General features: G+C 66.8%; 15 protein-coding genes. 8 read left to right on the forward strand and 7 right to left on the reverse strand.

The genetic code is table 11. The features are described from left to right. Positions 1 to 16 precede the first annotated feature (16 nt). The 8 genes from IB268_RS17095 (at position 17) to IB268_RS17130 (ending at position 7,276) form a co-directional block, all read left to right on the forward strand. Positions 17 to 481, forward strand: coding sequence for a DNA polymerase III subunit chi (locus tag IB268_RS17095; RefSeq protein WP_119450966.1), 465 nt, complete (start codon positions 17 to 19; stop codon positions 479 to 481). Between the two features lie 46 nt (positions 482 to 527). Next, complete coding sequence (locus tag IB268_RS17100; RefSeq protein WP_119450967.1) at positions 528 to 926, forward strand: hypothetical protein; 399 nt, start codon at positions 528 to 530, stop codon at positions 924 to 926. Between the two features lie 130 nt (positions 927 to 1,056). Then, positions 1,057 to 1,767, forward strand: coding sequence for a Bax inhibitor-1/YccA family protein (locus tag IB268_RS17105; RefSeq protein ID WP_054450644.1), 711 nt, complete (start codon positions 1,057 to 1,059; stop codon positions 1,765 to 1,767). 131 nt (positions 1,768 to 1,898) lie between these two features. After that, complete coding sequence (locus IB268_RS17110) at positions 1,899 to 2,816, forward strand: aldo/keto reductase (protein WP_054450642.1); 918 nt, start codon at positions 1,899 to 1,901, stop codon at positions 2,814 to 2,816. A gap of 4 nt (positions 2,817 to 2,820) precedes the next feature. Further along, positions 2,821 to 4,110 (forward strand): NTP/NDP exchange transporter, encoded by a 1,290-nt coding sequence (locus tag IB268_RS17115; RefSeq protein ID WP_175181239.1) that lies wholly within the window; start codon positions 2,821 to 2,823, stop codon positions 4,108 to 4,110. Between the two features lie 90 nt (positions 4,111 to 4,200). Then, entirely contained in the window at positions 4,201 to 5,163 is a 963-nt protein-coding gene (locus IB268_RS17120; protein WP_192354557.1) for a tripartite tricarboxylate transporter substrate binding protein, read from the forward strand. A gap of 31 nt (positions 5,164 to 5,194) precedes the next feature. Then, the gene (locus IB268_RS17125) at positions 5,195 to 6,175 is read left to right on the forward strand and encodes a succinylglutamate desuccinylase/aspartoacylase family protein (protein WP_175181238.1); all 981 of its coding nucleotides are present in this window, start codon (positions 5,195 to 5,197) and stop codon (positions 6,173 to 6,175) included. Between the two features lie 3 nt (positions 6,176 to 6,178). Further along, complete coding sequence (locus IB268_RS17130; protein ID WP_192354558.1) at positions 6,179 to 7,276, forward strand: pyridoxal-phosphate dependent enzyme; 1,098 nt, start codon at positions 6,179 to 6,181, stop codon at positions 7,274 to 7,276. Positions 7,277 to 7,300: 24 nt separating this feature from the next. Here the strand turns inward: IB268_RS17130 and IB268_RS17135 are convergent, their stop codons facing one another. From IB268_RS17135 to IB268_RS17165, 7 genes are all read right to left on the reverse strand, one after another. Further along, positions 7,301 to 8,209: a LysR family transcriptional regulator gene (locus tag IB268_RS17135; RefSeq protein WP_054450632.1), complete on the reverse strand. Its 909-nt coding sequence runs from the start codon at positions 8,207 to 8,209 to the stop codon at positions 7,301 to 7,303. Between the two features lie 18 nt (positions 8,210 to 8,227). Then, entirely contained in the window at positions 8,228 to 8,815 is a 588-nt protein-coding gene (recO, locus tag IB268_RS17140) for a DNA repair protein RecO (protein ID WP_054450631.1), read from the reverse strand. After that, positions 8,808 to 9,698 carry a GTPase Era gene (era, locus tag IB268_RS17145; protein ID WP_054450629.1) on the reverse strand — a complete coding sequence of 297 codons (891 nt, stop codon included), beginning with the start codon at positions 9,696 to 9,698 and terminating at the stop codon, positions 8,808 to 8,810. Before era ends, recO begins: the two co-directional genes overlap by 8 nt. Beyond that, positions 9,695 to 10,456 carry a ribonuclease III gene (rnc, locus tag IB268_RS17150; protein ID WP_054450627.1) on the reverse strand — a complete coding sequence of 254 codons (762 nt, stop codon included), beginning with the start codon at positions 10,454 to 10,456 and terminating at the stop codon, positions 9,695 to 9,697. The genes era and rnc overlap by 4 nt, the downstream gene beginning before the upstream one ends. Positions 10,457 to 10,458: 2 nt before the next feature. Beyond that, the gene (lepB, locus tag IB268_RS17155) at positions 10,459 to 11,343 is read right to left on the reverse strand and encodes a signal peptidase I (protein WP_192354559.1); all 885 of its coding nucleotides are present in this window, start codon (positions 11,341 to 11,343) and stop codon (positions 10,459 to 10,461) included. Between the two features lie 22 nt (positions 11,344 to 11,365). After that, a complete protein-coding gene (lepA, locus tag IB268_RS17160) occupies positions 11,366 to 13,159 on the reverse strand; it encodes a translation elongation factor 4 (RefSeq protein WP_054450623.1) in 1,794 nt (597 codons plus the stop codon). A gap of 199 nt (positions 13,160 to 13,358) precedes the next feature. Further along, positions 13,359 to 14,846, reverse strand: a complete 1,488-nt coding sequence (locus IB268_RS17165; RefSeq protein WP_054450621.1) for a DegQ family serine endoprotease — start codon at positions 14,844 to 14,846, stop codon at positions 13,359 to 13,361. Positions 14,847 to 14,868 lie beyond the last annotated feature (22 nt).

Raw genomic sequence — 14,868 nt, forward strand, 5'->3', positions numbered from 1 at the left:
AGCAACGGAACCCGGCATGACGCGCATCGACTTCGCCTTCGGCGCGCCCGACCGCTTGCGCACCGCCTGCCAGGTGGTGCGCAAGCGCTACCTGGCAGGGCAGCGGCTGGTGGTGTACTGTAGGGATGGCTCCCGGCTGGCCGCGTTCGACCGCATGCTCTGGGCCTTCGACGACACTTCTTTCGTGCCGCACGTGCTGGCCAACGATCCGCTGGCGGGCGAGACTCCTGTAATTCTCACTGCCGGCGATCCGCAACAGGCCGCGGCCGCGGCGGGCCAGGGCGGACAGCCCCAGCCGTCCTGGCTGCTGAACCTGGACCTCGACTGCCCTCCGGGTTTCGAAGCCTTCGAGCGCCTGCTTGAAATCGTCTCGGACGACCCCGACGACAAGCAGGCCGCCCGCCAGCGCTGGCGGACCTACCTGGCGGCGGGCCACACGCCGCAAAGCCACGACCTCAGCCGCCAGCAGCCGGACGGCTGAACGCGCCGGCCTTGCGGCGCGCCACCTCGATCACCCGGGAGCCATCATGCCCTCTCGCCACGCCGACCCCGGCATCCCTACCCTGACCCAGCGGGCCGAGCCCGCGCTCTACCCGCCGGCGTCCCCGGACGACGCGGACATGCCCGTGCTGACCGACCTGGCCGACGATGGCGAGCAGGGTCATGACGACGACGCCTTTCCGCTACTGACGGAAGTGGCGGACGACGCAGATGCGTCCCCTGATATCATTCCGCCGGCAGCCGCCGTCCTGGCTGCGCCTCCCGCGGCGCCGGACGCCGCGGTCCTGAGCGCCCGCCTCCAGGCCGAGGTCGAGCAGCTGATGCGCGAAGCCCTGGCCGAAGCCATCGAACAGATCCAGGCCCGCATGGACGCAGAATTGCCGCGCATCGTCGCCAGGGTGCTGCAGGACGTCAGGCCGGGTTGACCCGTCTGGAACCTATTTCGCGCCTCTGGTCTAATCCTAGGCAGAACTGGATTCTTCAGGGAACTGTAAGGTATCCTTCCCATCTAAGCCTTCTAGGCAACCATTACTCTGCCGCACACAGGAGTTCTCAATGAACGAATATCGTCCGTCCCCTTTTAACCGTTCCGGCGCCGTAGCCGGCGCGCCGGGCGAGGTCGCGCGCAACCAGGTGCTGCGCAACACCTATTGGCTCTTGGCGCTCTCGCTGATCCCGACCGTGCTGGGCGCGGCCGTCGGCATGTACACCGGCATCAACCGCATCATGGGCGCAAGCCCCGGCCTGTCCGCCATCGTGTTCCTGGTGGGCGCGTTCGGCCTGATGTTCGCGATCGAAAAGAACAAGAACAGCTCGCTGGGCGTGGTCCTGCTGCTGGCCTTCACGTTCTTCATGGGCGTGATGCTGTCGCGCCTGCTGGGCTTCGTCATGGGCATGAGCAACGGCTCGCAGCTGGTCATGACGGCCTTCGGCGGCACCGCGATCGTGTTCGGCACGATGGCCACGCTGGCCACCACCATCAAGCGCGACCTGTCGGGATTGCAGAAATTCCTGTTCATCGGCGCGGTCGTGATCCTGGTGGCGGCCCTGGCCAACATCTTCCTGCAACTGCCCGCGCTGATGCTGACCATCTCGGTCCTGGCCATCGTCATCTTCTCGGCCTTCATGCTGGTCGACCTGCAACGCGTGGTCAACGGCGGCGAAACCAACTACGTGTCCGCCACGCTGGCCATCTACCTGGACGTCTACAACGTCTTCTCGAACCTGCTGATGCTGCTGGGCATCTTCGGCGGCAACCGCGAGTAATCGCAACGCTGCCAAACCGGCACAAAGAGCCTACATTCACGTGTAGGCTCTTTTTTTACCTTGGGCCTGCATTCACGTGTAGGCCCTTTTCTTTGCCCCTCCCGGGCGCCCTTTCCCGCTGGAGCCACGCCATGCCCGACCGCCGCCGCTTCCTCCAGACCGCTGCCGCCGCCGCCCTGACCGGGCCGGCCTGGACGGCCCGCGCCCTCAGCGTGGTAACTCCCATGCACAGGCGGAACATACCCGCCTCCGGCGAGGCGCTGCCTGTGATCGGCCTGGGCACCGCCGACACCTTCAACGTGTCCCCCGCCGACAAGGCCGCCATGGCGCCGCTGGCGCAGGTGCTGGATACGCTGCTGCAGAAGGGCGGCAAGCTGATCGACACCGCGCCCAGCTACGGGCAGGCGGAAGCGGTCACCGGCGCGCTGCTGGCGCGCGACGGCGGCGTGCGGGCCAGGACCTTCCTGGCGACCAAGATCAGCACGCAGGGCCACGAGTCAGCCATGCGCCAGGTGCGCCAATCGCAACAGGCGCTGGGCAGCGACAAGCTCGACCTGGTCCAGGTGCACAACCTGATCGACACCGCCAACCAGCTGGCGCTGCTGCGCGAACTGAAGCAGCAAGGCATGATCCGCTATCTGGGCATCACGCACTACACCGATCATGCCCACGACGAACTGACCGAACTGGTCGAACGCGAAAAGCCCGATTTCCTGCAGATCAACCTGTCCGTAGCCGACCGCAGCGCCGAAAAACGCCTGTTGCCCGCCTGCCAGGCCCACGGCGTCGCGGTGCTGATCAACCGCCCGTTCCAGGACGGCGCGCTGTTCCGCCGGGTCAAGGGGATGGCGCTGCCCGAGCTGGCCGCCGAGATCGATTGCGGATCCTGGGCGCAGATCTTCCTGAAGTTCATCATCGGCCATCCCGCGGTCACCGCCGTCATTCCCGCCACTTCCAAGCCGGCCAACATGGCGGACAACGCGCAGGCCGGCTTCGGGCCGCTGCCGGACGCCGCCATGCGGGAACGCATCGCCGCGCTGCTGGCCTGACGCCATGGCGTCCGCCCCCGGCAGCTTGCCAGGCCGCGCCGCGCAGGCCTTGGGCATTCCGCAGGAAGAACTGGCGCCGGCAGCCTGCGGCTTCGCGTTTTTCTTCTTTCTGTTCTGCGGCTATTTCATGCTGCGGCCGATACGCGAGACCATGGGCATCCAGGCGGGCGTCGACCAGCTGCAATGGCTGTTCACCGCGACCTTCATCGCCATGCTGGCCGTGGTGCCGCTGTTCGGCTGGCTGTCGGCGCGCGTGCCGCGCGCCATGCTGGTGACCTGGGTCTATGCCGCCTTCGCGCTCAGCATGGCCGGCTTCGCCGCCCTGCTCCATCTGCGCCCCGGCAGCGTCTGGGCGGCGCGCAGCTTCTACGTCTGGCTGTCGGTCTTCAACCTGTTCGTCGTCTCCATCGCCTGGAGCCTGATGGCCGACGTATTCCGCATGGAGTCCGCCAAGCGCCTGTTCGCGCTGATTGCCGCGGGTGCCAGCGCCGGCGGGCTGGCAGGCCCGCTGTTGGGCGGCCTGCTGGCCGGCGCGCTCGGTCCGGCCGGCCTGTTGCTGCTGTCGGCGCTACTGTTGACCGCCACCCTGCCCCTCAAGCGCTGGCTGCTGCGCTGGCGCGCGGCCCACCGCGAGGACGCGGCGTCGGACGACATGCGCCGACCGCTGGAAGGTTCGATCCTGGCCGGCCTCTCGCGCATCTTCCAGTCACCTTACCTGCTGGGGATTTCGCTGCTGGTGATCCTGCTGGCCACGCTCAACACGTTTCTCTACATGGAGCAGGCGCGGCTGGTGGCGCATGCCTTTACCGACACGGCCCAGCGCATCCGGGTCTTCAGCGCGCTGGACTTCACGGTGCAGGCGCTGTCGCTGCTGTCGCAGCTCTTCATCACCGGGCGCGTGGCCACGCGTCTGGGGCTGCGCTTCCTGCTGACCGCCGTGCCGCTGACGATGACGGCCGCTTTCCTGGCGCTGGCGGCCTTTCCCGTCTTCGGCGTGCTGGCCGCGGCCATGATCGTGCGCCGGGTCGGCGAATACGCGCTGATCCGTCCGGGGCGCGAAATGCTGTTCACCGCAGTCTCGCCCGAAGACAAGTACAAGACCAAGAACGTCATCGACACCGTGGTCTACCGCGCGGGCGATGCGGCCAGCGGCTGGGTCAAGGCGGGCGTGGACATGCTGGGCTACGGCCCGGCGCTGATCGCCGCGCTGGGCGCCCTGTGCGCGCTGGCGGCCGCCGCCGTGGGCCACGGGCTGGGACGGACCGCCGACCGGCGCAATGCGGACAGGTCTTAGGTTTTATTGAACATCCATCTCATTGAACCAAACGTATTCCCCAGGCCGCGACCGCACAATGGCGCAGCTCTCAATGCCTGGGGAAACGTCATGAAACGCACCGCCTGTCTTGCCGCCGTGTTGCTAAACCTGGCCGCGCCCGCCGCGCTGGCCGCCTATCCGGAACGCGCCATCACCCTGATCGTGCCGGCCGCAGCGGGCGGCAACGCCGACATCACCGCGCGCCTGGTGGGCCAGGAAATGAGCCGCCAGCTGGGCCAGCCCGTGGTCGTGGAGAACCGCGTCGGCGCGGGCGGCCGTATCGGCACCCAGGCCGTGGCGCGCGCGCCGGCCGACGGCTACACCATCGGCTATGCCCACGTCGGCACGCTGGTGCTGCACCGGTTCCTGTTCAAGCAGCAGCTCTACGACCTGGACCGCGACATCGCCGCCATCGGGCTGGTGGCCGAAACGCCCAACGTCATCGTGGTGAACGCGTCCTCGCCCTATCGCGACCTGAAGGGGTTCATCGAGGCCAGCCGCGCCCAGCCGGAGCGCCTGACGATGACCTCCGCCGACCCGGGCACCACCAGCGAGGTCGGGGTCAAGCTCTTCATCGCCCAGACCGGCGCCGCCGTGCGCCAGATCCCGTACAAGGCCACGGCCGCGCAGTTGTCCGACCTGCTGGGCGGCCATGTCGATTCCATGATGGAAAACCTGCCGCCACTGATCGGCAACCTGAAGGATGGCCGCTTGCGCGCGCTGGCGGTCACGACCAAGACCCGCGCCGCCTCCAATCCGGACGTGCCGACGGTGGCGGAGCAAGGGTATCCCGACTACGAGCAATCGGCCTGGAGCGCGCTGGTCGCGCCCGCCGGCACCCCGCCCGAGGTCATCGCGCGGCTGAACGCGGCAATGAACGCTGCGCTGCGCTCGGACGGCGTCAGCAAGGAACTGCGCAGCCGCTCCCAGGAACCGCTGGGTGGCACGCCGCAGGACGTACAGAACCAGATACGCAAGGAGCTGCCCAAATGGGAAGGCATCATCAAGGCCGCCGGCACGACGCTGGATTGAACCGGATCGTCACATCAGCAGGAGCCGCCGCATGGCCACGGTAAGCCGCGAGGACTTTTCCTGCGCCGCGGCGACCAACGCGTCGGCCTACCGGCGCGTCACCATACCGATGCTGCGGATCGAGGCGGGGCCTGGCCCCGCCGTTGCCTTGATGGCGGGCGTGCATGGCGACGAATGGGAAGGCCAGGCCGCCATCCTGGAGCTGTGGCGCCTGCTGCCCGGCATCCTGCAACGCGGCACGGTCTACCTGCTGCCCGCGGCCAACGCCGAGGCCTCGCTGGCGGGCACGCGCCTGTCGCCGTCCGACGGCGGCAACCTCAACCGCGCTTTCCTGGGCGCCCCCGCGCGCGGCTACACGGAAAGCGTGGCCGCCGCGCTGGAAGCCCGGCTGCTGCCGCGCATACAGGCGCTGGTGGACGTGCACAGCGGCGGCGCGTCGCTGCGCTACCTGCCCTCGTCGGTCATCACGCGCTACGGCGACGACGCCTACGACGAACGCCTGCCCGCCCTGGCGCGAGCCTTCGGGCTGCCCGATTGCATGTACTTCCGCGGCACGGAGTCCGGCTCCATGCCGGCCGCCGCCAGCCGCCATGGGGTGCTGCGCCTGAGCGCCGAGATCGGGGGCGGCCGCGAAACCAGCCAGGCGCTGGTCGACCGCTGCCGCGACGGCCTGCTGGGCTGCCTGGGCGAGCTCGGCCTCCTGCCCGACCGCCCGCCCGCGCGCCGCCCCGAGGTCCGCCTCTATGACCTGGACGCTCCCGCCGCCACCCTGCGCGCCAGCGAGGCTGGCGTGTTCGTGCCCGCTGTCGAACTGGGACAACTGGTCAATGCGCGCCAGCGCATCGGCCAACTGCTGGAACCCGCCCGACCCGACATGGCGCCGCGCGCGCTGACCAGTCCGCAGGCCGGTACTGTCGTGTGCCTGCGCGCCATCGCCCGCAGCGACGACGGCGATTGCCTGCTGCAAGTCGCGCCCGCCCTTCCCCTCGATTCCCTTGCCTCGAAGTATTGACCCATGCAGATGAACCCTAGCTTGTCCGGCCTGCGCTGCATCCGTTGCGCCAGCCTGTGGCCGCCGGCCGATTACCCCGAAGGCTGCCCCAGCTGCCTGGAAGCCGGCCACCCCGCCAGCCTGGAATGCCTGTACGAACCCTCGGCCGACGGCTCCATGCCCCTGCCGGTGCTGGACGCCGTCACGCTGGGCGAAGGCGCCACTCCCTGCCTCGCCGCGCCCGCGCTGGCGCAGACCGAAGGCGTGGGCCAACTCTGGTTGAAATGCGAAAGCGCCAACCCCACCGGCAGCCACAAGGACCGCATGGCGGCCCAACTGGTGTCGCGCGCGCGCCTGGCCGGCGCCACCCGCGTGGCGGCCGCCTCCAGCGGCAATGCCGGCGTCTCGCTGGCCGCCTATTGCGCCGCCGCGCGGCTGGAAGCCGACATCGCCATCACCACCAACTGCCCGCCCTTGCAGCGCGAGGCCATGCAGCGCTTCGGCGCCCGGCTGACCGCCTTCGAGGACAGCCTGAGCCGCTGGCCCCATGTCGAGGACCTGTGTCGCAACCACGGCGCCTTCGCCGGCACGAACTATCTGAATCCGCCCGTGGGCACCCACCCCTACGGCGTGGAAGGCTACAAGCCCATCGCGCAGGAGATCCTGGAAAGCTGCGGCGTGCCCAGCGACATCGTGGTGCCCACCGCGCGCGGCGATCTGCTGTGGGGCATCTTCCTGGGTTGGCAGCATCTGCTGCAAACCGGCCGCATCGCGCGTTTGCCGCGCCTGCATGCGGTGGAGCCGTACGCCCGCCTGTCGCGCGCGCGCGCCACGGGCGACGCGCGCAAGCAATGGGACGGCGTGACGGACCAGTATTCGATCGCGGGCAGCACCAGCACGCTGCAATCGCTGGAAGCCTTGACGCGTTCCGGCGGCACGCCGGTGGAGATCTCGGACGCCGCGGCCGCGCAAGCGCAGCAGCGGCTGGAACGCATTGGCCTGGCGACCGAGCTGTCATCGGCCGCGGCGCTGGCTGCCGTGTCGCGGCTGCGGCGCTCGGGCTTGTTGGATGCGGAGTCGTCCGTGGTGTTGATCGTGACCTCGGACGGGCGCCGCGGCTAGCGCCCCGGGGCCGGCTTCGGCGCGCTAGACGCCAAAGCTTTCCACCAGCGGCGCCAACGCGCCGCGCAGACAGGTCGCCCAGAACTTGCCCGCCTCGGACAAGGGGCGGCTGCCATGCAGGATCATGTGGCATTCGAAATGCACCGGCGCGGCCAGCGGGCGATAGCACAGGCCCGCCGCCGCCATGCCGACTGCCGTGGCCGGGTTGGCGATGCCCACGCCATGCCCCGCCAGCGCCAGTTGGCACACGGTGCTGGAATAAGGCGTCTCGATGGCCACCTTCAGGCTCTGCCCCGCTTGCGCCAACAGCGCGTCCAGGCGCTTGCGCGAGCCGTCCTCGGCGTTCAGCGCGATCACGTCGGCGTCGGCCAGGTGCGAAAAATCCACTTGCTCCAGCCGCGCCAGCGGATGCCCCTTGGGAAAAACCGCCACGGCGCGCAAACTGGCCAGCCGGTGGCCGCGCAAGCCTTCGAGTTCGGATTCGTCGGCCACAGCTGCCAGGTCCAGCTCGCCCGACACCACCATGTCGCGCAAGGTATTGGAATCCCGGATCTGCAGATACAGGCCGGTATCAGGATAGCGCTCGCGAAAGCGAGCAATAGTGTCGCTGATGATGGCGCCGCTATAGGCATGGATGCAGCCAATGCGCAGCCGTGGCTGCGCCGCGCCGCGGATGGCGCGGATCTTGCGGCCCAGGCTTTCCAGCCCGACGTTCAGGCGGCGGATTTCTTCATACAGCAGGGTCGCCTCGGGCGTGCGCTGCATGCGCTGGCGTACGCGCTCGAACAGACGCAGCTCGATGCTGGCTTCGAGCGCGGCCAGGGTCGCGCTGACGGTGGCGGGCGACACGTCCAGCCGTCTGGCAGCGGCGGTGACGCTTTCCGTTTCATAGACGGTGCGGAAGGTCTCGACCTGCTTGAGCGTGAAGGTCATGGCCGGATCGCGCTGCGCTCAGATGCGTTGCAGGTCCAGCAACACGCGGCGGGTCGACAAGGGACGGCCCGCCAGGATTTCGGCCAGCCGTTCGCGCAGATCGCGGCGCAGGGCCGGCTCGATCGCCGGGTCGTCGAAATCGGGGGGATCCTCGTCCACGCCATAACCGGTTTCGCGCAGCAGCGTCCATTCGAAGCGGCGCAGCGCGCCCGCGGCGCGGGTGCCGCCGGACAACTGCTGCAAGGCGAAGTCGTAGGCGTCGAACAACAGCGGATGGGCGTCTTCGCGCGGCAGCAGCCGCAGCAGCAGTTCGTTCATATACCAGGCCGACATCAGCGCGGTGCCGGTCAGCGGCCGAATGCCCGCGATCTCGGCGCGCGTCAGCGTCTTGACCTCGCCATTGCCGGTCCACGACAGCAGCAGCGGCTGGAACGCGGACAACACGGGACGCAGGACGGAATACGGGCGCTTCGCGCCCTTGGCGACCATGGCCACACAGCCGTGATCGCGTGAGAAAGTCTGAACGATGAGGGAGGTTTCACGCCACGCGGTGGCGTGCAACATGTATCCGGGGCGATCCTGGACGCGAGGCGCCCGTCTACTCATAGCCCAGATCGCGGAGCGCACCCTCGCGGTCGGACCAGCCCTTGCGCACCTTGATGTAGACCTCCAGGTGCACCGGCTTGTCCAGCAGCTTGGCGATGTCCTGCCGCGCCTCCGTGGCGATGCGCTTCATGTGCATGCCGCCCGCGCCCAACAGGATGGGCTTGTGGCTGTCGCGCTCGACCACCACGCAGGCATTGATGCTGGCGCCCTTGCTGGTTTCTTCCCATTGCTCGATGACGACGGTACAGCCGTAAGGCAGTTCGTCGCCAACCAGGCGGAAGATCTTCTCGCGCACCAGTTCGGCGGCGATGAAGCGCATGGGGCGGTCGGTCAGCGTGTCTTCCTCGAACATCGGCTCGCCTTCCGGCAGGCGCGACGCGATTTCTTGCAACAGCTGATCCAGCTGCTGGTTCTTGGTGGCGCTGACGGGCACCACGGCGCCGAACGGATGCAGCGCCATGATCTTGGACACGAAGGCGAACAGGTCGTCGCGGTTCTTCAGTGCGTCGATCTTGGAGACGACCAGGATGGTGCGTTCCGGCGCGGGCAAAAGCGGCAGCAGCTTGGCGTCGCCCTCGGACCATTTGCCGGCTTCCACCACATGCACCACCACGTCCACGTCGGCCAGGGCCTGCGTGACCACGCGGTTCATCATGCGGTTCATGGCGCCGCCATGGCGGGTCTGGAAACCCGGCGTATCGACGAATACGAACTGCTCGTGCTCGCGCGTCAACACACCGTGGATGCGGTGGCGCGTGGTCTGCGCCTTGCGCGACACGATGGAAATCTTGGAACCGATCAGGGCGTTCGTCAGGGTGGACTTGCCCACGTTGGGGCGGCCCACGATGGCGACGAAGCCGGTACGAAAAGGGGTATCGCTCATTTAGTCTCTTGAGCCACTGCCACCGGCAGCGACAATTGCGCGGTTTTGCGCGCCTTGCCCGACTTGCGGGCAGCCTTGGTCGCCGGGCTGACGGCCAACGCGGCCTCCAGCGCCAGCTTGGCCGCCGATTGCTCGGCGGCGCGGCGGCTGGCGCCGGGCGCCATCACCTTGATCTCGAGCGCCGGAATGGCGCACTCGACTTCGAACTGCTGGCTATGGGCCGCGCCATGCGTGGCCACCACCGTGTACACCGGCAGCGCCAGCTTGCGGCCCTGCAGGAATTCCTGCAGCAAGGTCTTGGCGTCCTTGCCCAGGGTCTTGGGATCGACCGAAGCCAGCACCGGCTGGTACTGGCGCACGATCACGCGACGGGCGGCGTCGAAACCCGCGTCCAGGAACACGGCGCCGAACAGGGCTTCGACCGTGTCCGCCAGGATGGAAGGCCGGCGGAAACCGCCGCTCTTCAATTCGCCTTCGCCCAGACGCAGGTATTGCGACAGTTCCAGCCGCTGGGCGATATCCGCCAGCGAGGCCTGCTTGACCAGATTGGCGCGCAGGCGCGACAGATCGCCTTCGTCGATTTTGGAATAACGCTCGAACAGCATCGCCGCAACGACGAAGTTCAGCACGGAATCCCCAAGGAATTCCAGGCGCTCGTTGTGGCGCGCACCGTGGCTGCGGTGCGTCAGCGCCTGTTCGAGCAATGCCGAATCACTGAAGTGGTGATCCAGGCGGTTTTCTAGCGTGGCTAGCGACATAATCAGTTGAACCGGCCGATGCGGCTGAGATCGCTGAAATTCATCCAGATGAAGAACGCGCGGCCGACGATATTGGCTTCCGGTACGAAGCCCCAGTATCGGCTGTCGGCGCTGTTATCCCGATTATCGCCCATGGCGAAATACTGCCCCTCGGGTACTTTGCAGCGTACCCCATTACGGCTGTATTGGCAGTTCTGGCGGTTGGGAAATTGCCACATCGGGCCATACTCCTGCGGCTTGCCCTCATCCAGCAGGATTTTGTGCTCAACGTCGCCCAACTTCTCTTTATATTGCGCAATATATGACACACGATCCGGCTCGAAGTAGTCGCCGTCGCGCTCATGCGGCACCAATTCGCCGTTGATGTAGAGCTTTTTGTCCAGGTAGGCGACCTCGTCGCCCGGCAGGCCGACCACGCGCTTGATGTAGTCGACGTCCGGATCCACGGGGTAGCGGAACACGAACACGTCGCCGCGCTGGGGCTTGCCCACCTCGATGATCTTCTTGTCGATGACCGGCAGGCGCAGGCCGTAGCTGAACTTGTTCACCAGGATCAGATCGCCCGATTGCAGGGTCGGCAGCATCGAGCCCGACGGAATGCGGAACGGCTCGACCACGAACGAGCGCAGCATGAACACGAACAGGATGACGGGGAAGAAGCTGACGGCGTATTCGATCCACCACGGCATGCGGCGCGCGGCGTCGCCGGCTTCGCGGCGCAGGCGCTCGGCTTCCTGGGCGTCGCCGACCAGGGCCGTATCGTATTGCGCCATTGCCGCCTGGGCCCGGCGTTCGCGGCCCTTGCGCAGCACTGCCAGATCAAGCACCCAGATAATGCCGGTCAACACCAGCAAAACAAAAAGAATCAGGGCAAAGTTCCAACTCATCAGCTAACCGCCTTTTCGGGTTCTATTTGTCTTCCACTTGCAGGATGGCCAGGAACGCCTCCTGCGGAATTTCCACGCTACCCACCTGCTTCATGCGCTTCTTGCCGGCCTTCTGCTTTTCCAGCAGCTTCTTCTTGCGCGAGATGTCGCCGCCGTAGCACTTGGCCAGCACGTTCTTGCGCAACGCCTTGACGTTTTCACGCGCGATGATTTCGGCGCCGATGGCGGCCTGGATCACCACGTCGAACATCTGGCGCGGAATCAGGCCGCGCATGCGCGTGACCACGTCGCGGGCGCGATGGCGCGCGTTGCTGCGGTGGACGATCACGGCCAGCGCGTCGACGCGGTCGTTGTTGATCAGCAGGTCCACGCGCACCACGTCGGCCGAGCGGTACTCCAGGAACTCGTAGTCCATCGAAGCGTAGCCGCGCGACACCGACTTCAGCTTGTCGAAGAAGTCCAGCACGATCTCGGCCAGCGGGATCTCGTACACCAGGTGCACTTGGCGGCCGTGGTAGCTCATGTTGACCTGCACGCCGCGCTTGTTATTGCACAGCGTCATGACAGGACCCACGTAGTCCTGCGGCATGAACAGCGTGACCTTCACGATGGGTTCGCGGATGTCGGCGATCTTGCCGATTTCCGGCATGCGCGACGGGCTTTCCACGGTGATCACGGAACCGTCGCGCTGTTCGACTTCGTACACCACCGACGGCGCGGTGGTGATGATGTCCATGTCGAATTCGCGCTCCAGGCGCTCCTGCACGATTTCCATGTGCAAAAGACCCAGGAAGCCGCAACGGAAGCCAAAGCCCAGCGCCTGCGACACTTCCGGCTCGAACATCAGCGCGGCGTCGTTCAGCTTGAGCTTTTCAAGCGAATCGCGCAGCTGGTCGTATTCGGAGCTTTCCACGGGGTACAGGCCCGCGAACACCTGCGGCTTCACTTCCTTGAAGCCGGGCAGCGGTTCGGCTGCAGGCTTGTTGGCCAACGTGACGGTATCGCCCACCTTGGCGTCTTCCAGCTGCTTGATGCCGGCGATGATGAAGCCCACTTCGCCCGCCGACAGATGCGGACGCTGTTGCGACTTCGGCGTGAACACGCCGGTCTGCTCGCAAAGGTGGGTGGCGCCGGACGCCATCAGCAGGATCTTGTCCTTGGGCTTGAGCACGCCGTTGATGATGCGCACCAGCATCACCACGCCCACGTAGTTGTCGAACCACGAATCGATGATGAGGGCCTGCAGCGGCGCGTCGGGATCGCCCTTGGGCGGCGGCACGCGGGCCACGACCATTTCCAGGATCTCGTCGATGCCCATGCCGGTCTTGGCGCTGGCCAGCACCGCCTGCGAGGCGTCGATGCCGATCACATCCTCGACTTCCTGGCGGGCGCTGTCGGGATCAGCCTGCGGCAGGTCCATCTTGTTCAGCACGGGCAGCACTTCCACGCCCAGCTCGATGGCGGTGTAGCAGTTGGCCACGGTCTGCGCTTCCACGCCCTGCGAAGCGTCCACCACCAGCAGCGCGCCTTCGCAGGCCGACAGGGAGCGGCTGACTTCATACGAGAAGTCCACGTGCCCCGGGGTGTCGATCAGGTTCAGGTTGTAGACCTTGCCGTCCTGCGCCTTGTAGTGCAGGGCCGCGGTCTGGGCCTTGATGGTGATGCCGCGCTCGCGTTCGATTTCCATGGAATCGAGGACCTGCGCCGACATCTCGCGATCCGCCAATCCGCCGCAGCGCTGGATCAGGCGATCGGCCAGGGTCGATTTGCCGTGATCGATGTGGGCAATGATGGAGAAGTTGCGAATATGCTGCATGCTTGAAGTTATAAGGGACGGAACACTCGGCACTGGGCCGGAAGACACCGCCGCCGGAATACGCACGGCTGACGAGGAGGGTGCCAACGGGCCTGGCCCGGGCAAAACAAGGGGGCGCCATGCGCCCCCTCTTGCGGCAACCAGGCATTTTAGCCGGTCTTGCGCCTTTTTTCTGCGGACTCGGAAGACGGGCCCGGCATTACTTCGATGCCGGCACCGCCACCCACTGCGTCTGGTCGCCGCGGCGCACCAGCAACCCTGCGGCGCGGCCCTTGTCCAGCTTGGCCACGAGTTCGCCGAACTGCTTGGCGCCCGTGACGTCGGTGTCGTTCAGGGCCAACACGATGTCGCCTTCCTGCAGGCCGGCCTTGGCCGCAGCGCCTTCGGCCACCTTGACCTGGACGCCGCCCTTGATGCGCAGCTTCTTCTGCACGTCGGCCGGCACGTCGACCACGCCCAGACCCAGCGCATTGGTGACTTCCGGGACTGGCGGCGCGCCCTTCTTGCTGGCGCCCGCGGCCTTCTCGGTCGGGATCTCGCCCACCTTGACCGTCAGCGTCAGGTTCTTGCCCTTGCGCCACACTTCCATGTCGGCGCGCGTGCCCGGCTTGGTTTCGCCCACGATGCGGGGCAGGTCGGACCAACGCTTGATGGGTTCACCGTTGAACTTGAGGATCACGTCGCCCGGCTGCACGCCTGCCTGCTCGGCAGGACCATCGGCTTCCACGCTGCTGACCAGCGCGCCTTCGGCCTTGGGCAGGCCGATGGCTTCGGCCACGTCCTTGCCCACTTCGCCGATCTGCACGCCGACGCGGCCGCGCGTGACCTTGCCGGTAGCGCGCAACTGGTCCACCACGCGCATGGCTTCGTCGATCGGAATGGCCAGCGAAATGCCCATGAAGCCGCCGCTGCGCGAAATGATCTGGGAATTGATGCCCACCACCTCGCCTTGCAGGTTGATCAGCGGACCGCCCGAGTTGCCCGGGTTGACCGCCACGTCGGTCTGGATGAACGGCAGGTATTCGCCGGTATCGCGGCCGATGGCGCTGACGATGCCGGAGGTCACGGTGGAATCCAGGCCGAACGGCGAACCGATGGCCAGCACCCATTGCCCCTTCTTCAGCTTCTTGGGATCGCCGATCACCAGCGGGGTCATGTCCTTGGCTTCAATCTTGATCAGCGCCACGTCGGTGCGCTCGTCCGTGCCGATGACCTTGGCCTTGAACTCGCGGCCGTCGGTCAGCGTGACGTAGATGTCCGTCGCGTCCACCACCACGTGGTTGTTGGTCAGGATGTAGCCGTCATCGGAAATGAAGAAGCCGGAACCCACGCCGCGCGGCACGGTGCGCTCTTCGGGCTGGGATGGCTGCGGACGCTGACGCGGCGAGGGGCCGGGCTGAGCGCCGCCGCCGGGCGGCTGAAATTCGGGGCCGAAGAACCAGCGGAACAGTTCATAGGGATCATTGCCGCCGCCGGGGCCCATGCCGCGCACCGGCACCGTGGCCGTGGTGCGGATGTTGACGACCGCGGGGTCGGCCTTTTCGACAATGCTAGTGAAATCAGGCAGCGTCACCGTCGGCGCCTGGGCGACGGCGGCAGGCACATAGGCGCCGGCCAACATGACGCTGGCCGCGGCCGCCACCAGAAAGCGCCGGAAAAAAGCATTCGACACTGTCATTGCTTTCATAAGTGTTACTCCGAAATTGCTG

This window comes from Achromobacter sp. ACM01 (genome assembly GCF_014851745.1).
In the GTDB taxonomy this organism is placed as follows: domain Bacteria; phylum Pseudomonadota; class Gammaproteobacteria; order Burkholderiales; family Burkholderiaceae_B; genus Achromobacter; species Achromobacter aegrifaciens.